The organism is Pseudomonas sp. P5_A12, from assembly GCF_056400685.1.
In genome coordinates, this window is the sequence record NZ_JBFUKU010000127.1 from 1 (window position 1) to 17,580 (window position 17,580).

At 54.4% G+C, this 17,580-nt stretch carries 16 protein-coding genes and 1 pseudogene; 8 read left to right on the forward strand and 9 right to left on the reverse strand.

The genetic code is table 11. From position 1 onward, the window contains the following. The 7 genes from AC1DSG_RS17515 to AC1DSG_RS17545 form a co-directional block, all read left to right on the forward strand. The coding region (locus AC1DSG_RS17515; RefSeq protein ID WP_477792007.1) for a LysR substrate-binding domain-containing protein at positions 1 to 223 on the forward strand (223 nt) is incomplete at its 5' end. 326 nt (positions 224 to 549) lie between these two features. Next, positions 550 to 1,464: a LysR family transcriptional regulator gene (locus tag AC1DSG_RS17520; protein WP_477792008.1), complete on the forward strand. Its 915-nt coding sequence runs from the start codon at positions 550 to 552 to the stop codon at positions 1,462 to 1,464. A gap of 201 nt (positions 1,465 to 1,665) precedes the next feature. Then, a complete protein-coding gene (locus AC1DSG_RS17525) occupies positions 1,666 to 2,838 on the forward strand; it encodes an efflux RND transporter periplasmic adaptor subunit (protein WP_477792009.1) in 1,173 nt (390 codons plus the stop codon). Positions 2,839 to 2,858: 20 nt separating this feature from the next. Continuing rightward, positions 2,859 to 6,062 carry an efflux RND transporter permease subunit gene (locus tag AC1DSG_RS17530; protein WP_477792010.1) on the forward strand — a complete coding sequence of 1,068 codons (3,204 nt, stop codon included), beginning with the start codon at positions 2,859 to 2,861 and terminating at the stop codon, positions 6,060 to 6,062. Beyond that, complete coding sequence (locus AC1DSG_RS17535; protein ID WP_477792011.1) at positions 6,062 to 7,576, forward strand: efflux transporter outer membrane subunit; 1,515 nt, start codon at positions 6,062 to 6,064, stop codon at positions 7,574 to 7,576. The genes AC1DSG_RS17530 and AC1DSG_RS17535 overlap by 1 nt, the downstream gene beginning before the upstream one ends. 95 nt (positions 7,577 to 7,671) lie before the next feature. After that, the gene (locus tag AC1DSG_RS17540; protein ID WP_477792012.1) at positions 7,672 to 7,980 is read left to right on the forward strand and encodes a hypothetical protein; all 309 of its coding nucleotides are present in this window, start codon (positions 7,672 to 7,674) and stop codon (positions 7,978 to 7,980) included. Beyond that, complete coding sequence (locus AC1DSG_RS17545) at positions 7,973 to 8,245, forward strand: LysR family transcriptional regulator (RefSeq protein WP_477792013.1); 273 nt, start codon at positions 7,973 to 7,975, stop codon at positions 8,243 to 8,245. Before AC1DSG_RS17540 ends, AC1DSG_RS17545 begins: the two co-directional genes overlap by 8 nt. A 142-nt stretch (positions 8,246 to 8,387) precedes the next feature. Here AC1DSG_RS17545 and AC1DSG_RS17550 read toward each other — a convergent pair whose 3' ends face one another. Continuing rightward, complete coding sequence (locus AC1DSG_RS17550; RefSeq protein ID WP_477792014.1) at positions 8,388 to 9,383, reverse strand: MBL fold metallo-hydrolase; 996 nt, start codon at positions 9,381 to 9,383, stop codon at positions 8,388 to 8,390. 514 nt (positions 9,384 to 9,897) lie between these two features. Between AC1DSG_RS17550 and AC1DSG_RS17555 the strand changes: the two genes are divergently transcribed. Then, positions 9,898 to 10,401 (forward strand): nuclear transport factor 2 family protein, encoded by a 504-nt coding sequence (locus AC1DSG_RS17555; protein WP_477792015.1) that lies wholly within the window; start codon positions 9,898 to 9,900, stop codon positions 10,399 to 10,401. A 131-nt stretch (positions 10,402 to 10,532) separates the two neighbouring features. On the opposite strand, the pseudogene AC1DSG_RS17560 reads toward AC1DSG_RS17555, so the two are convergent. The 8 genes and pseudogenes from AC1DSG_RS17560 to AC1DSG_RS17595 form a co-directional block, all read right to left on the reverse strand. After that, a pseudogene (locus tag AC1DSG_RS17560) lies at positions 10,533 to 10,961 on the reverse strand (aldehyde dehydrogenase family protein); the annotation flags it as partial. A 217-nt stretch (positions 10,962 to 11,178) separates the two neighbouring features. Next, complete coding sequence (locus AC1DSG_RS17565; RefSeq protein ID WP_477792016.1) at positions 11,179 to 12,822, reverse strand: acetolactate synthase large subunit; 1,644 nt, start codon at positions 12,820 to 12,822, stop codon at positions 11,179 to 11,181. 172 nt (positions 12,823 to 12,994) lie between these two features. Beyond that, the gene (locus tag AC1DSG_RS17570) at positions 12,995 to 13,297 is read right to left on the reverse strand and encodes a DUF1330 domain-containing protein (RefSeq protein WP_477792017.1); all 303 of its coding nucleotides are present in this window, start codon (positions 13,295 to 13,297) and stop codon (positions 12,995 to 12,997) included. A gap of 26 nt (positions 13,298 to 13,323) precedes the next feature. Continuing rightward, entirely contained in the window at positions 13,324 to 14,046 is a 723-nt protein-coding gene (locus AC1DSG_RS17575) for an ABC transporter ATP-binding protein (RefSeq protein ID WP_477792018.1), read from the reverse strand. A 2-nt stretch (positions 14,047 to 14,048) separates the two neighbouring features. After that, a complete protein-coding gene (locus tag AC1DSG_RS17580; protein WP_477792019.1) occupies positions 14,049 to 15,254 on the reverse strand; it encodes an ABC transporter ATP-binding protein in 1,206 nt (401 codons plus the stop codon). Next, positions 15,185 to 15,880: a branched-chain amino acid ABC transporter permease gene (locus tag AC1DSG_RS17585; RefSeq protein ID WP_477792020.1), complete on the reverse strand. Its 696-nt coding sequence runs from the start codon at positions 15,878 to 15,880 to the stop codon at positions 15,185 to 15,187. Before AC1DSG_RS17585 ends, AC1DSG_RS17580 begins: the two co-directional genes overlap by 70 nt. Before the next feature lie 2 nt (positions 15,881 to 15,882). Next, positions 15,883 to 16,758 (reverse strand): branched-chain amino acid ABC transporter permease, encoded by an 876-nt coding sequence (locus AC1DSG_RS17590; protein ID WP_477792021.1) that lies wholly within the window; start codon positions 16,756 to 16,758, stop codon positions 15,883 to 15,885. Positions 16,759 to 16,834: 76 nt separating this feature from the next. After that, the coding region (locus tag AC1DSG_RS17595) for an ABC transporter substrate-binding protein (RefSeq protein WP_477792022.1) at positions 16,835 to 17,580 on the reverse strand (746 nt) is incomplete at its 5' end.

The following is a 17,580-nucleotide window of genomic DNA, read 5'->3' on the forward strand; positions in this document are numbered from 1 at the left end:
CCTGTGCTGTGGTCTGGCCGGACTTGGCATCCTGCAGGGCTTGCGTCCCTCGCTCCAACCGCACATCGAGTCGGGCGAACTTGTCGAGATTTTGCCCGACCTTAAAACTATCCCCAAGCCTGTCTCGCTTCTTCTCACTGACCGTAAATATCGTTCACCCAAGGTGCGCGCATTTATGGATTGGCTCATAGCGATCTTCGCCGACCAAGCGTTCGATGCTTGATGTTAAGCGTCTGAGCAGGCGTTTTCCCTCACGATTGAGCGGGCACAACTAGCCACGAACGATGACAGCCAACGCTCGATGGTGACCCCTTTCGCAGAACTGGATTCAACGGAACCTCCAGCGTAAAGCGCGTGTGACTGTTTCAAATCCGATAACAAACTCGTATAGAAACAGCTATTGATGCGCCTAATCAAGGCCTCTAAAGTCACTCCGCAGAACCGGCAGCGAAAACACTGTCTCTTCATCCCTGTATCGACCGCTCCTAGTTTTCGAAGGGTCAAAGTCGTCGATACCACTGCGAGTTAGACTGCCTTCTGAGGGGCAATATGGACGTCATCGAGAGCATGCGAATATTCGTTCAGGTCGTGGACGATAGCAGTTTCACCCGTGCCGCCGAAGCGCTTGGCATCCATAAGCCCTGCATCACCAAGGCTATCCAAAATCTTGAGCGCCAGCTCGGCACACGCATTTTGCATCGTACGACTCGCAAGGTAGGCGTCACCCCAGAGGGTGAGGAGTTTTACCGGCGGTGCAAGAGCATTCTCGACGAAGTGTCTGACACATTGGCTTTTTTCTCGGGCGACGATAAGTCAATCGACGGGAAGCTTAGAATAGATCTGCCGATCACCTTGGCGAAGTTCCTGATCATTCCGGCGCTACCTGAGTTCAATAAGCTATATCCCGGCATCGAACTAATCATTGGTATTAGCGATCAGGCAGTCGACATCGTCGCTGAAGGGATTGATTGCGTGGTCAGGCTGGGTGAATTACCGGACTCTACCCTGATTGCTCGGAGAATCGGCGCTGTGCCGATGATCACCTGTGCGACTCCGCAATATCTCGAACAAAATGGAAGCCCCCAGAATATTGAGGAGTTAGCTGACCACAAAGCGGTCAACTATTTCTCTGGTTCGAATCGCAAATTGATGGAATGGCAATTCGAAATTGATGGCAAGATTCAAAGTCTGAGAATGCGCAGCGCCATCATGGTCAATGACACCGAAGCCTTCGTATCTTGTGGCCTGGCGGGGTTCGGCATCATGCACGGCTTGAGGCCAGCCATGCAGCCATACATAGATTCCGGGGCCTTGGTGCAGCTGCTTCCCGACGTCGCGTCCCCTCGAAAATCCATCTCGATCATCTATCCTGATCGCCGCCATCTTGCTCCGAAGGTCAAAGCGTTTGCGGATTGGCTGTCTTCGCTCATCAACACTCAAGGCTATGACTGCTTAAGCGTTTAGTGGGTAGAGATATTTATCCAGTTATACACCTCGAGACAATTCAGAGACGCTCCATTCAGCACACCGTCTGGTGCAGATTGTTTCCTCACTATTAATAGTGAAATCAGGATCTGAGCGTATATCAGTACTAACCGCCTCAATAGAATCGCCGCCCACTAAGCATCTCCCATATGGATGCTGTGGAACTATTGGGGAATCCTTATGCGCTTCAAGAAGAAACCTATTGTGTTAGCGCTGGCTATCACCCTGGCCGCCGGTGGCGCCGCATCCTTCAACTATTTTGACGGGACATTCGCCGCTTCGGCACAGGCGGCAGAAGCCCCGATCGCACCTGAAGTTGATGTGGCCTCAGTGCTCGTTCAGCAGGTCTCTGATTATCAAGACTACTCTGGCCGGTTCGAAGCCGTGGATAAAGTCGACATCAGATCGCAGGTCACCGGGACTATCGTGGCGGTGCATTTCAAAGATGGGGCTTTGGTCAAAAAAGGCGATCGGCTCTTCACTATTGATCCCCAACCCTTCGAAGCGGCGCTGAGTAAGGCAAAAGCCCAGCTGACCGCAGCGCAAGCCCGCAAAGGCTATGCGGACTCTGATTGGGAGCGAGCGCAACGCCTGATCACCAATGGCGCGATTGCCAAGCGTGACTTTGACCAGAAGAAGAACGAAGCGAAGGAAACCGACGCAGACGTCAAGGGTGCGCAAGCTTCTGTTGATACTGCCCGCATCAATCTTGCTTACACCGACATCAGATCCCCTGTCGCTGGCCGCGTTTCACGCGCAGAAATCACCATTGGTAACACAGTGTTCGTGGGTGCTAGCGCACCTGCTTTGACCACCGTTGTCTCGGTATCTCCTATCTACGCAGCGTTCGATGTCGATGAGCAGGCATACCTCAAATTCCTCGGCCACAAGAGCCAGGAAGGCGTTGGCGTTCTATTGGGTCTGGCGAACGAATCCGGCTATTCGCGCAAGGCAACCGTGGACTCTGTCGATAACCGCCTCGATATCAGGTCGGGGACGATCCGCGTTCGGGCTCGCTTAGACAACCCTGACGGTTTGCTGGTACCCGGGCTCTACGCCCGGGTCAGAGTCGGGAGCAGTGCACCCCACTCGGCAGTGTTGGTCGATGACGTCGCCGTAGGCACCGATCAGGCGAAGAAATTCGTGCTGGTAGTCACAGCCAACAACTCCGTCGAGTACCGAGAGGTAACACCGGGAGCCCTGCATGACGGGCTTCGGGAAATCACCCAGGGCCTCAATGCCGGTGAACGAATTGTCGTCAACGGCCTTCAGCGAGTGCGCCCAGGAGACAGCGTAAGTGTTCGGCCCGTCAGCATGACCAGCGCATCCTCCGCATCGCAGAACGCCTCGTAACGTATTCCCAAGGTCATTTAATGAACATCTCCAAATTCTTTATCGATCGTCCGATTTTCGCAGGGGTGCTGTCAGTCCTGCTGCTTCTGGCCGGGACGATCGCAATGCTCAAGCTGCCCGTGTCCGAGTACCCTGAGGTCATCCCGACTTCGGTTACCGTGCGTGCTCAGTACCCCGGCGCCAACCCCAAGGTTATTGCCGAAACCGTTGCCTCTCCTATCGAGGAGCAAATCAACGGCGTCGAGGACATGCTGTACATGCAGTCCCAAGCCAACAGCAACGGCGAATTGACCATTGTCGTGACCTTCAAGTTGGGTACCGACGCAGACAAGGCGCAGCAACTGGTACAGAACCGGGTTAACCAGGCGCTGCCGCGGCTGCCTGAGGACGTCCAACGACTGGGCGTTACTACCGTCAAAGCATCCCCGACAACCACCATCGTGGTGCAGCTCGTTTCCAACAGCCCGCGCTATGACAAGTCGTACCTGCGCAACTACGCCTTGATCAACATCAAGACCAAGCTCGAGCGCCTGCAGGGCGTGGGTGAAGTGGCGATGTGGGGGACGGGTGACTACTCAATGCGCATCTGGCTCGACCCTCAGAAAGTCGCGGAGCGTGGTCTGACTGCTAACGAAGTCGTCGCCGCGATCAAGGATCAAAACGTTCAGGTAGCTGCTGGCTCAGTGGGTGCTTCACCCTCGGTGCCTGGCGTGCCGATGCAGCTAAACGTCAACGCCAAGGGCAGGCTAAATTCTGAGGAAGAATTCCGCGACATCGTCCTCAAGACCTCTCCAGATGGCGGCGTCACTTATCTCAAGGACGTGGCACGGGTAGAGCTGGGCGCATCCGACTATGGGCTCCGCGCGCTCATGAACAACAAGACCGCCGTGCATCTAGTAGTCAACCAACTGCCAGGCGCTAATTCGCTGCAGGTGGCTGATGCAGTGCATGCAGCCATGGCGGATATGGCCCCTAATTTCCCGGACGGGCTCGAATACCATACCGCGTACGACCCAACGAAGTACGTTCGGGCCAGTATCCATTCTGTGGTGCATACGCTGTTTGAAGCGATCTTCTTGGTTGTGATCGTAGTGGTGCTATTCCTTCAGAATTGGCGGGCATCGCTGATTCCCCTGTTGGCCGTTCCCGTCTCTATCGTCGGTACTTTCTCACTGCTATTGGCGTTCGGGTTCACGATCAACGCGCTGTCGCTTTTTGGATTGGTGTTAGCCATCGGGATCGTGGTCGACGACGCGATCGTGGTGGTGGAAAACGTGGAGCGCAACATCGCAAACGGCCTGTCTCCCAAGGACGCCACCAACGAAGCGATGAGTGAAGTGACAGGGCCGATCATCGCCATCGCGTTGACGTTGGTTGCCGTGTTTGTCCCCCTAGCTTTCATGACCGGCCTCACAGGGCAGTTCTATAAGCAGTTCGCGATGACCATTGCTATCTCAACGGTCATCTCTGCGTTCAACTCGCTGACACTGTCACCCACTCTGTCTGCCCTGTTGCTCAAGGGCCATGATGAGCCCAAAGACTGGCTGACTCGCCAAATCGACCGCGTCATGGGCGGCTTCTTCCGAGTTTTCAACCGAACCTTCCTTCGTGGCTCAGAGGGCTATGGTCATGGCATCACCCGGGTGCTCAACCGAAAAGCGGTGATGCTGGGAGTCTACGTGGTGCTTCTGGGCGCTACGGTGCTTATCGGTAAGGTGGTGCCGGGCGGCTTCGTTCCAGCGCAGGATAAGGGCTACCTGATCGCATTTTCCCAATTGCCGAACGGCGCGTCACTGGATCGCTCTGAAGAAGTGGTTCGTCAGATGGCAGACATCTCGATGAAGCAAGCTGGCGTCAACAAGGACGTCGAGGTGGCGGGTCTTTCAATCAATGGGTTCGATAAATCTTCGAGCGCAAGCGTAACGTTCATCAACCTCAAGGACTTCGAGGATCGTGACGCACCCGAGTCCACGGCGCCTGCAATCGCTGCTGCTCTCAACAAAAAATACGCCGGAATCAAAGGCGCTGTTACAGGTGTTTTCTCCCCTCCTCCAGTCCTCGGTTTGGGCACGTTAGGCGGGTTCAAGCTGCAACTGGAAGACCGCGGCAATCTCGGTTACGAGGCGCTGAAAGCTGCCACTGACGCATTCATCAAGCGCGCCGCGCAAACCCCAGAGCTTGGCCCCACCTTCACCAGTTACGAGATCAACGTACCACAAGTGAATGTGGAACTCGACCGCGTGAAAGCCAAGCAACTTGGTGTCTCGGTGACCGACGTGTTCAACACGATGCAAGTCTACCTGGGCTCGCTCTACGTCAACGACTTCAACAAGTTTGGTCGTGTCTATCAGGTTCGAGTGCAGGCCGATGCGCCGTTCCGCTCGACTGCGGCTGACATTGGCCTGCTGAAGACCCGTAACGCCCAGGGTGAAATGGTGCCGCTGTCCGCGCTGGTCAAAATCAGCCAGACCTATGGCCCTGAAATGCTGGTTCGCTACAACGGCTACACCGCTGCAGATATCACCAGCGGCCCAGCTGAAGGTTATAGCCAGAACCAGGCTCAGGATGCTGCTGAGCGCATCGCTGCCGAAGTGCTGCCCAAAGGCATTACCTACGAGTGGACGGATCTGACCTATCAGCAAATTCTGGCCGGCAACTCTGCGCTGTGGATCTTCCCGATCAGTGTGCTCCTCGTGTTCCTGGTGCTTGCTGCGCTGTATGAAAGTCTCACGCTGCCACTGGCAGTAATCCTGATCGTTCCGATGAGCATCATGTCGGCGCTGTTTGGGGTGTGGCTGACGAAAGGCGACAACAACATTTTCACTCAGATCGGCCTGATGGTTCTGGTGGGCCTATCTGCGAAGAACGCGATTCTCATCGTGGAGTTCGCCAGAGAGCTTGAAATGCAAGGGCGCAACATTGTTGAGGCAGCTATCGAAGCGAGTCGCTTGCGCCTGCGCCCGATCCTGATGACCTCGATCGCTTTCATCATGGGTGTGGTGCCCCTGGTTGTTTCGACCGGCCCAGGTTCGGAGATGCGTCATGCGATGGGTGTGGCTGTGCTATTCGGCATGCTCGGAGTAACGCTGTTCGGGTTGATGCTGACCCCAGTCTTTTACGTAGTGCTGCGCAAGCTGTCGGGCACCGAACATTTGGTCAACGAACACGGCAATGCGCCTCACATTCAAGGTTTCAATGCCTCCGCTCAAGGGGGAAATATCTGATGAACACACAACATCGCCTCACCCAGCGACTCTACATCCGCTTGGGCCACGCTCTTGCCATGGCCGCCCTTCTCTCTGGTTGCTCGCTGGCCCCGGTGTATAGCCGGCCCGATAGCCATACAGCGCCGGCAGTTTTCAAGGAGGATATTTCGAGTCAACCAGTCTCTGGCGAAAATGCCAGCCAGTGGAAGATAGCCGTACCTTCTGAGGAGGTTAAACGGGGGGAATGGTGGAAGGTCTTCGCCGATCCAGTACTGGATGGTTACGAACAAACAGCCCTCAGCGCTAACCAGAATCTTGCTGCCGCGGCAGCGAGATTGAAGGAGTCGCGAGCTATGCAGCAGACCGCCGAAGCTGCATTCCTCCCATCGGTTGATGGCGGTTTCGGCCCCACCCGCCAGCAGTACTCCAACGCCTCACAGTTTGGTTCGGATCAGAGTAACGGCCCTGCTCAGACGTATTGGAGAGCGCAGGTCGGTGCTTCTTACGAGGCAGATATGTTCGGGCGAGTTTCTGATACAGCGAAGGCAGCTCGGGCCGAGTCCGAGCAGAGCGAAGCCATGTTCCGGTCGGTACAACTGGCTGTGCAAGCCGACGTCGCCGAGAACTACTTCAAGGTACGTCAGCTTGATGCTGAACTAGCTGTAACGGACAGCACGGTCTCGCTGCGCGAACAGCAAGTTAACCTGCTGCAGCACCGATTCGATGACGGTGACATCGGCGAGTTGGACGTCGCGCGCGCGAAATCAGCGCTTGCCATTGCTCACTCCGATTCAATGACTGTGCAGCGCCATCGAGCGACCTATGAGCACAAGCTGGCGGTTCTACTGGGCAAGGGGCCATCTGAATTCAGTATGGCGGCAGCGCCGCTTAACGACGTTCAGGTAAGAATACCTGGTGGACTGCCCTCGTCTCTGTTGGAGCGCAGGCCGGACATAGCTGCTGCGGAACGTCAGATGGCAGCTGCGAATGCCAGGGTTGGGGTCGCCAAGGCCGCTTACTTCCCTTCACTGTCCCTGACGGGATCTGCCGGATTTGAGTCTGCATCGCTCAGCAACCTGTTCCAGTGGTCAACCCGGACATTCCTTCTGGGGCCTCTCACAGGTACCGCGTTGTCGATACCCATATTTGACGGTGGCAGAAGAGCCGGCAATCTGGCAAACGCTCGCGCACAGTTCGAGGAGGACAACGCCAAGTACCGGCAACAGGTGCTGGTTGCCTTTGGCGAGGTAGAAGACCACCTGGCCGACTTGCGGATCATTGAGCAACAGACCCAGACACAAAATGAGGCTGTCACGGCGTCTGGGCGCGCGGCTGAGCTCTCCCGCGATCAGTACAACGACGGAGCTGTGACTTATTTTGAGGTCATCGACTCGGAGCGCACGCTGCTGCAGACCCAACTGTCAGGCGTGAAGCTCTCAGGCGCTCGAGCGATTTCCACGGTCAACCTCATCCGCGCTCTTGGAGGGGGATGGGACTACGCCGGGACTTCCAACGGATCGGGCAAGTCCTGATTAGCCGCCAGGCGGCAGGGTTCGATTACGCAAGCCCGTTGAGGGCTGTCCGAATCCGCCGCCTGGAGTTCAGGCGAATGAATTTGAGGTCTTTCATGCATTACGAAGCAATCACTGCCATACACATCCAAGCAATGCCTGGGCTCTCCAATGCATTGAGCGAAGCTCTGACGATAACCATTGAGAAGCTCAGAAAAGCGCATCCAAGTACGCGGTATTTTCTTAATGGTTATCCGGGAGGACAGGACGAATGGGTAATCCATTGTCACTGGTCGACCACAGGTCAATCTGACGGAAATGGAGGGTCTCCCTTTGACGAGCTGATGCCCATACTTAACAGCGGCACGGTACAACGGATGGGCTTTAACACTTTTGGCCTCGGAGTCTCGACGGCCTATGAATGATGATTGTAAACGGCTGACGCAGATAGATCTAAACCTACTACTGGTTCTCTTCATCATCCATGAGAGCCTCAGTGTATCCGTAGCAGCTAAACGACTCGGTGTTAGCCAGCCGGCGGTCAGTAATTCTCTGAAGAAACTACGTTGTCTGTTCGACGACCCACTATTTCTGCGCGAGGGTCGTGGTGTTCGTCCCACCGCTAAGGCTGATGCGCTAGCAACAGAAATCGGTACCGCTCTCGGACTGTTGCGAAGTGTGATTCATTGAACCTTCACCAAGGGAGATTGCATGTGGTGGACAATCTTCGCATCCTTTGTGGCCCCACTCGAGGTCTATGGATGCAATCATTCCACACAGCAGAAAGCGCGCACCCGCGGGCACGCGCTTAATATGATTCCAACTCTAGAGGTTACTTCACTCGCCCTGGAAGAGGCGCGTATTCGACAGGTGTCCAGGAATACCCTTGGTTTTCCTTGCTCACGTGTCCGATACCTGGGAAAGGCAGATGGGCAGCGCCAATCAGCCAGCCATTGGCGGCCGCTTGAGACAGGATCTTCTCACGTGACTTGATAGCTTGCTTTGGGTCTACGTCAACCTCGATTGTGACTTCAGGATGCGGCAGCTGTACCGCATGGAAATGGATGATGTCGCCCCACACTACTAGCTTGTCAGAGCCTGAAGTAACCAGATACGAAGTGTGACCTGGGGTGTGACCTGCGGTAGGCATCACCTCAATGCCAGGTACCAGGGTTTCGCCCCCGTTGAACGTCTTGAATTTCCCTGTGGCGGCGTATGGCGCCACTGCATCTTGTGCCATTTTCAGGAAGTCCCGCTGATCCTGCGGCAGCTTGTTGCCAGATTCTGGGTTGAGCCAAAAATCCGCATCATCCTTGTCCGCCCAGACGGTGGCGTTTGGGAAAGCCGTTTCGCCGTTGGGTAGCGTGATGCCGCATGCATGGTCAGGGTGCATGTGCGTCAACAATACGGTGTCCACATCTGCAGGGTTGTAACCCGCCGTTCGGATATTATCGACCATGCGGCCCATCGTTGGGCCGAAGCAGTTCGCCGAGCCTGAGTCGATCAGCACGAGGTTTTTATCGGTATGAACCAGAAACGCATTCACCGAGACCTGAAGCGTGGTGTTTTTGACCTGGAACTCTTTGGCCATGAGATCGCGAATTTTGCCTTGATCCATGCCCGAAAGTGACTTCGGATCCAGCCCAACAAACCCGTCATAGACAGCCGTAACGACGAAGCTACCCAGCGCCTGACGATGATAACCTGGGCTCTGTTCTAATTGAGGTTGTGGTGGCGCCGCCATCGCGGCACTGGCAGCTAACAGCGCTAAGGCGAATAAGCCGGCAGCGGCTTTTTTGGGGGAAGCCAAATGCTTGAAGCAGATCATACGATTCTCGTCCGATGTTTAAGTGTGGCAGGATTGAAACTCGGGAGAATCATATTTATTAAATAAATATTTATGTAGATGGTTAAATATTAATAGTCTGTAATGAATACAGTAACAGTAACTGCATGATCACAAGCGGCGACGCAGTGCAATATAGTATTTCTAGAAAATCATTTCAAGATGTATCCGGTTTGACGCTTGAGCTTTGAATGAGACCTCCAGATCATGGAAAGGTCGCACCAAGGTACTCCCATGTTTAAAACACAAAAGTTATATTTGCAGAAAATACTTCTAGTAACAATGCAATGATAACTTCTCAGGAAATAATCACCCATGAGCGGATGTTTCTAACTTTTCCTCTGTCTTCTTGACGCTATAACTATTCAAGCGCCGACCGCGCCACTTCCGAAAAGTTTATTTTGATTACAGTACTAATCTAGTATCTCGCCAGCGGTTGTTCAACTCCGTGAAACTGGTAGTTTGGGGGCTCACTCCACTCTGATGAGGAACTGAGATGTCTATAGAATCTGATGTGCGTTATCTGCTCGATCGCGTTGAGATCCAGGACAAAATTGCCCTGTATGGATTGGGCCAGGATTGTCATCAATCCGGTGCGGAGAACAAAAACATCCTCGAGCAGTGGGGCCAGCTTTTCACGCCTGACGCGCAAATCGATGTTACCGACTTGGGTGTGCCAAAGGTCATGAGCCTTCAGGAGTACGCCGAGCTGATGCGAGGCCCAGGTCTCAAAGGTGGCGRTCTAGAAGTACCCTTTAAAGCCTGGCAGCATCTTGAAGGCCACGGCACTGTAACTATTACAGGCGATACCGCAAAGTCTGTTGCCCTGCATTTGCACAGCCATATCACCAAAGACGGAAAGGCAAATCTGCACGACGCCGGTTATTGGCATGACGAATGGGTTCGCACTCCCGAAGGCTGGAGAATCAAAAATCGCCGCCATCAATTCCTCTATACCAATACCTACCCGACAATCGAAAACCCACCTTTTCTTAAGTAGAATCCTCCGTGGATTCTGTTTTCAATCGCAAGTCAGGTCTTTCGATGAGGAAGAAGAACGTATCCAATACTCTTCATCCCATAATCGAAGCCTGAATAAAAAGCCCAGCTATTAGCTGGGCTTTTTTGATATCAAATACTGAGGCACAAATACTTAATTTCCAGATAGTCCTCAATTCCGTACTTCGAGCCTTCCCGACCAAGGCCAGATGCCTTCATCCCACCGAACGGTGCCACCTCGTTAGAGATCAGGCCGGTATTGATACCTACCATGCCGTACTCCAGGGCCTCGGCCACCCGGAACACTCGAGAGAGATCGCGCGCATAGAAATAGGAAGCCAGCCCGAACTCGGTGTCGTTGGCCATTACGATGACTTCAGCTTCTTCGTTGAAGCGAAAGAGCGGCGCTAGGGGGCCGAAGGTTTCGTCTTTGGACACCAGCGCATCCTTGGGCACGTTGGTCAGGATGGTCGGCTCGAAGAAGGTACCACCCAACGCGTGGGCCTTGCCGCCACTGATGACTGTGGCTCCCTTGCTCAGCGCGTCTTCGATGTGTTCCTTCTCAGCCTTGCCCATCTTGGGCACGCTGCCAATAATCTCATTGGTAGCTGGATTGTTTACGCTGATGATCTGACCGCTGTCAGCGTCGCCCTAGCACCCGTCAATGTAGGCTTGCTGGCGAAACAGGCTTGTGTCTTTGAGTTGCATATCGGACTCCAGTGAGATGCGACGGCAGACGCCGGGCATATGCCCGGCGCTGGGTTTCGATGTCGTGATATCAGACCAATGCGGCGCGCTTTTTGAGGTCGTGGTTGAGKATGGCGTCGTTCTCCGAGTAATCGACTGGGCAATCGATCACGTGAACGCCGGGCGTACCGATGCACTCTTTCAGCAAGGGTAGGAAACTTTCGGCGCTTTCAACACGGTGGCCTTGGGCACCGTACGCCTTGGCATACTGAACGAAGTCTGGGTTGCCATAATTCAGACCAAAATCAGTAAAGCCCATATTCGATTGCTTCCACCGAATCATCCCGTAGCCATCATCGCGAAGGATGATCACAGTCAGGTTCATCTTGAGCCGTACCGCGGTCTCAAGCTCCTGACTGTTCATCATGAAGCCCCCATCGCCGCACACTGCGACGACTGGTTTATCTGGGTAGACCAGGTGAGCCGCCATCGCCGATGGTAACCCCGCGCCCATCGTTGCCAGCGCGTTGTCGAGTAGCACGGTATTTGGCATGTGGGCTTTGTAGTTGCGCGCAAACCATATCTTGTAGATGCCGTTGTCCAGGGCGACGATTCCGTTGGACGGCAGAGCGCGTCTTACATCTGCCACCAGGCGCTGCGGGTAGACTGGGAAGCGGGCGTCGTCCGAACCCTCGATGATTTGAGCCTCATTGGCTTCACGGATTTCGAGTAGGCGTGAGAACTCCCAATGACTGGTGTCCTCCAACGCTTCACTTATCTGCCACACCGCATTGGCGATGTCCCCGACAACTTCTATCTGAGGGAAGTAGACAGGATCGACTTCAGCGGAGCGAAAGTTGACATGGATAACTTCCGTTCCACCCCGAACCATAAAAAATGGTGGCTTCTCGATGACGTCGTGCCCGACATTGACGATGAGGTCAGCCGCCTCAACGGCCCGATGCACAAAGTCGCCGGCAGACAATGCCGCGTTGCCCAAGAATCGTGGATGGCGCTCATCGACGACTCCCTTGCCCATCTGCGTTGTTACAAAAGGGATACCTGTCTTGTCGATCAGTTGCTTGAGAACTTTGGCCGTCATCTTGCGGTTTGCGCCCGCTCCGATGACCAGAATCGGACTGCGTGCATTGCAAAGCTTTTCTACGGCCGCGCAGATCGATTTGTGCTCGGCCAGAGGACGGCGGCTCAAGCTTGGAGGCAGCGGAGTACTCTCGGTCTGTTCATCTGCAATGTCCTCAGGCAGTTCAAGATGGACTGCACCTGGCTTCTCCTCCTCCGCCAATCGGAAGGCCTCACGTACACGGGAAGGAATATTGTCAGCCGACGCTAACTGATGGGTGTATTTCGTGACTGGTTGCATCATGCCGACCACGTCCAGAATTTGGAATCGGCCCTGCTTGGATTTCTTGATTGGCTTCTGGCCGGTGATCATGAGCATCGGCATCCCGCCCAGATACGCGTAAGCGCCGGCGGTCACCAAGTTGGTCGCTCCAGGGCCCAGCGTCGACAGGCTCACACCCGTCTTGCCCGTTAGACGCCCGTACGTAGCAGCCATGAAACCGGCCGACTGTTCGTGACGGGTCAATACCAGCTTGATGTCCGACTTTCTCAATGATTCCAGGAGGTCGAGGTTCTCCTCACCAGGAATACCGAAAATGTATTCCACACCTTCGTTTTCCAAACATTGCACAACTACGTCTGATGCCTTTGCCATCGTTCTTCACCTCAACCTTTCAGCCCTGACRAATCTATCGGCTCAAGATAGTCTTCAAGGAGACGTGGAGAAAGACGCTATCTGGATACAGTCTGTTATCACCAGAATTATAATTACGGTTGGAGGGACTGTGGGTGCCTGTCTATCCATACATAGGACAGGCACCTCGCGCTTACTGCGCTGTACCTTCAAGCAAATAGAGATGACTTTTAGCTGATCGTGTCCGATAGCCAATCACATCCTGATAATCTTGCGAGTGATAGAACTCGCTGGCCTTTTCGGGACTGTCGAACTCGACCAGTACGACTCTTTCCACGCTACGATCGCCCTCAAGCACCTGAGGTTCGCCCCCCGCTACCGCAAACGTCGCACCCCACTTTTCCAGAACGGGGCCGACCCTTGTCATGTACTCGTTATAAAAGTACTCCTGATCGGTTATTTCCAGCTCTGCGTAGATAAACCCTTTGCGCTGCATACCAGTACCTCTTTTTTGTTATGAAATTAGTGGGATGAACCCAGATAGGCAGCCCTTACGGCAGGATCGCTACGCAATTTGCTAGCAAGGCCATGCACGGAGATTCGGCCGTTCTCAAGAACGTAGGCGTAGTCGCTTACTTCGAGGGCTGCGGCGGCAAATTGCTCGACCAACAGCATCGTTACTCCCGTTGCCTTCAGTCGCTCAATGATACGAAACACCTCGTCCACCAGGATGGGCGCCAAACCCATGGACGGTTCATCGAGAAGAATGACTTCAGGCGCTAGCATCACTGCGCGAGCCATGGCGAGCATCTGCTGTTCTCCGCCGGACAATGTGCCCGCCAACTGATTCCTGCGTTCCTGAAGTCGCGGGAACAGCTCGAGAGCACGTTCCAGATCCTGATTGATATCGCCCCTCGGTCGGCTTCGGATAAATCGCGGGAAGGCACCCAACGTGATGTTGTCGATGACTGACAAGGTTGGGAAAACACGGCGCCCTTCCGGCGAGTGCGCCAGTCCGCATCTGGCTATCTTGTGTGAAGGGAGCCCCGCGATATCTTTGTCCCCAAGCATGATCGAGCCCTCCTGAGGACAGATCATTCCTGATAGGGCGCGCATGGTCGTCGTTTTACCGGCGCCGTTACTGCCAATCAGGCTAACAACTTGACCTTTCGGTACTTCAAGACTGATGCCATGCAGAACCTGGACTTTCCCATAACCCGCGTGCAAGTTTTTTACCGTAAGCATGGTCAGGCTCCCTTTTGAATAAGAACATGAGGTACACCTGGCTCGGGGGATTGCTCCTGCTCCGGCTCAACTGCCGAACCACCCAAATAGGCTTCAATAACCCGGGGATCTGACTGCACAACAGCAGGCTTGCCCTCGGCAATCTTCTGCCCGAAATCGAGCACGGTGACCGTGTCACRAATGCTCATGACCATGTCCATATGGTGTTCGATCAGCACGACGGTGACGCCGTGATCCCGAATTTTCTTGATGATCTGTACGAGCTCCGCAATATCAGGCGCAGTCAAACCTGCAGCGGGTTCATCGAGCAGAAGCATTCTTGGCTTGAGTGCGAGGGCACGGCCAATCTCAAGAAGTCTTTGTTTGCCGTAAGGCAGGTTACGCGCCTCTTCATCACGCAGGGATTTGAGCCCCATGAAGTCAAGAATATTGAGTGCCTTATCCTTCGCGACCTGTTGTTCCGCGCGATAGCCCGGGAGGTTCAACAGAATGGCCGGCAATCCTCGATGGAATGTATGGTTGAACGCCACCAACACGTTTTCGAGCACGCTCATCTCGCCGAACAACTGCACGTTCTGAAACGTACGTGCGATGCCGCCCAAAGCGATCTTCGAGGGTGACTGCCCAACGATGGAATGACCGTCGAAAACCGCCTCACCTGCGATGGGCACGTAAATGCCGGTGATGACGTTCATCATCGTGCTCTTCCCAGAGCCGTTGGGGCCAATCAGGCCATGAATGCTGCCACCGCTAATTGACAAGGTCACCTTGTTGAGTGCCTTCAAACCGCCAAATTGCATGACGATGTCTTTGGCCATGAACAGAGGTTGACTGATTGACTGCGCAGATTTATCTGCCTCCCACAATGCGACAGCTCGGGGTTTGGACAGGTTCGTCGCAGCGGATTGATCTGCCTTGCGTTTCACAAAAGGTGCTTTCAGAAAGCCCATGACGCCATTTGGTAGGTAATAGATCACGGCGAGCATCATCAGTCCGAAGATTGTCAGCCGTTGTTCAGTGATGTCAGTGATGTTAAAGGCAAACACCACGAAACCCGCGAGCGCCAAACAAGGCAGCGCGACTTGACGAGGTGTAAACCGTTTTCGTACAAGCCCTGCTCCCACTGCCAGCGCAACGATTACCACCAGCCCCACAACCAACGCATGGAATAACGCAAGATCGGAAAGCCAGTTAGGAAGCAGCACCACGACGGACGCGCCCAGGATGGCTCATACACGTTGACGCCCATGCAGTCGGCAGCAACCGGACTGCCTCTGAGTGCCTCGAACGCTCGCCCTAATGGTGAGCGCAAGATTCGAGTCACAGCGATAAACGATAAGGCTACTGCTATGAGAACAACGTAGTAGAACTCCTCAGAAGTGAGCCGGTGGTCAAAAAACACTGGCTTTTGAATCTGCAGGCCCTGAGGGCCATTGGTGAGGAAATCCATCTCGTTAATGAGGATCATGATGATGGTCGAAAACGCGAGTGTGACCATTGCCAGATACGGCCCGGTAACACGCAACGCTGGGAACGCCAACAACCCGCCGAAGACAGCAGTCACCGCCATAGCCGCAGGCACTGCCGCATAGAAAGGCAAGCCAAGTTTTGTCGCAATCAAGCCCGCCGTGTACGCGCCTACGGCAAACAGTCCGGCGTGCCCGAGAGATACCTCTCCCGTATATCCGACCAGAATATCCATGCCAAAGAGAAGCACTGCGTAGATCCCGATAACTACAACAAGGTGCAGGTAATAAGGATTCTGGAATGCCTGGGGTAATGCAGCTGCCACAACAAGCAAGAGGCAGCCGAAGATGAGTTGGACGTTTCGCATACTCACACCTTCTTGATCGCGGCCCGGCCGAAGATACCGGCAGGCTTAATCATCAATACAATGAGCAACAACACCAGACCTGGGACGTCTTTGTAACCCGTCGACAAGAAGAAGCCTGTCGCGGTCTCCGTTACCCCAAGAATGATGCCCCCAACGATGACGCCGACGCCGGACGTCAATCCCCCAATGATCGCTACTGCAAAAGCCTTCAACCCAAGCGCGACACCCATGCTCGCTCCAGTCAAAGTCAACGGAGCGACCAAGATGCCCGCGAAAGCGGCGGTCATTGATGAGAGCGCGTAGGAGAACGTAATGACGGAACCGGTGTTGATTCCCATCAGGCCAGCCGCGTCTCGATCGGAGCTGGTCGCAACAACCGCTTTACCGAAAATGGTCTGGCGATTGAAGAACTCGACGGCAAGCATCAACAGGATGGCCCCGCCCACTACCATGAGCTCCATTGGCATTACGAACGCGCTACCGATCTGTAGCGGTGTCTCGGGAAGAGGAGAAGGAAACTTCATGTCATCCTTTCCCCAGATGTTTTCCGCCACGTTCTTGAAGATGATCGCCAAGGCAATCGTCGACATGATCCAGCCGAATTCCGATTTGATTTTCATGGCCGGACGCACCGCGATCCGTTCGACGACCACGCCTTGTAAAGCGCCGAAAAGCATCACTAGCGGTATCGCAGCCCAGTAACCCACGTACGGATAAAGCGTCAGACCGACCAGCGCGCCGAGTGCAAGTGCCTCGCCCTGACCGAAGTTCAATGTGGTCGAGGTTGCAAACGTTAGTTGGTATCCAAAGGCGATTACCGCGTAGATCATGCCCATAGAGATACCGCTGAGCAGCACTTGTAAAAGTAGCCCGTCCATTGATATGTCCTCCCCTGCGGGGGTCGATATGTAGGGGCAGCGGAGAGTTCCGCTGCCCACTTGTCAGCTCAGCAAACTAAGGTTTGTTCCGATCTGATTCATAGGCGTACACAACGCGACCGTTCTTGATCTCACCGATGACCGCAACGGCGGGTGTCTTGAACGCTTCGTGGTCGGTTTTGGAGAATGGCTTGTCGTATGTCATCACTAGCCCCTCGACCGGCTTTTGCAGGTCTTCCAAGGCTTCCTTGATTTTGGTGCCATCGGTTGAACCAGCCTGTTCAATGGCTGCCGCCAGGATGTAGACACAGTCATATCCTTGTGCTGCCCAGACTGGGCCAGGGATCCGGTCGACCGCGTAAGTCTTGAGGTAGTTGTCAATGAATGACTTACGCTTATCTGTAGCGCCATCAAGGATGAAGGTCTGTGGCATCCTCACACCTTCAGCATTGGCTCCTGCGTTTTCAGAAAAGTTAGGCATCGACAATGTCCAACTGCCGATCATTGGAACCTTCCAACCGAGTTTGGCCATGCCATTCGCAATTTGCGCGAGTTCAGGCCCGATCCCGTAGGTCAATATCGCCTCTGCGCCGCGCATGCGTGAACGCAGTAATTGCGGCGTCATATCGACGTCCTTGATGTTAAATTTTTCTACTGCTACAGGCTCGATGCCTTTTTCCTTGAGCACTGTTTCCAAGTCGGCTCGACCAAGTTGGCCGTAGTTCGTAGAATCTGCAAGGATGGCCACTTTCTTGAAATTGCGATTCTCGACGGCTTCTTTAACGATCATTTCAGCCTGAATACGATCAGGGAGCGAAACCC

What these genes read in the sequence shown, in the direction of transcription:
- AC1DSG_RS17520 (WP_477792008.1), top strand. Translation starts at nt 550, where the DNA reads ATGGACGTCATCGAGAGCATGCGAATATTCGTTCAGGTCGTGGACGAT.
- AC1DSG_RS17525 (WP_477792009.1), top strand. Translation starts at nt 1,666, where the DNA reads ATGCGCTTCAAGAAGAAACCTATTGTGTTAGCGCTGGCTATCACCCTG.
- AC1DSG_RS17530 (WP_477792010.1), top strand. Translation starts at nt 2,859, where the DNA reads ATGAACATCTCCAAATTCTTTATCGATCGTCCGATTTTCGCAGGGGTG.
- AC1DSG_RS17535 (WP_477792011.1), top strand. Translation starts at nt 6,062, where the DNA reads ATGAACACACAACATCGCCTCACCCAGCGACTCTACATCCGCTTGGGC.
- AC1DSG_RS17540 (WP_477792012.1), top strand. Translation starts at nt 7,672, where the DNA reads ATGCATTACGAAGCAATCACTGCCATACACATCCAAGCAATGCCTGGG.
- AC1DSG_RS17545 (WP_477792013.1), top strand. Translation starts at nt 7,973, where the DNA reads ATGAATGATGATTGTAAACGGCTGACGCAGATAGATCTAAACCTACTA.
- AC1DSG_RS17550 (WP_477792014.1), bottom strand. Translation starts at nt 9,383, where the DNA reads ATGATCTGCTTCAAGCATTTGGCTTCCCCCAAAAAAGCCGCTGCCGGC.
- AC1DSG_RS17570 (WP_477792017.1), bottom strand. Translation starts at nt 13,297, where the DNA reads ATGCAGCGCAAAGGGTTTATCTACGCAGAGCTGGAAATAACCGATCAG.
- AC1DSG_RS17575 (WP_477792018.1), bottom strand. Translation starts at nt 14,046, where the DNA reads ATGCTTACGGTAAAAAACTTGCACGCGGGTTATGGGAAAGTCCAGGTT.
- AC1DSG_RS17585 (WP_477792020.1), bottom strand. Translation starts at nt 15,880, where the DNA reads ATGCGAAACGTCCAACTCATCTTCGGCTGCCTCTTGCTTGTTGTGGCA.
- AC1DSG_RS17590 (WP_477792021.1), bottom strand. Translation starts at nt 16,758, where the DNA reads ATGGACGGGCTACTTTTACAAGTGCTGCTCAGCGGTATCTCTATGGGC.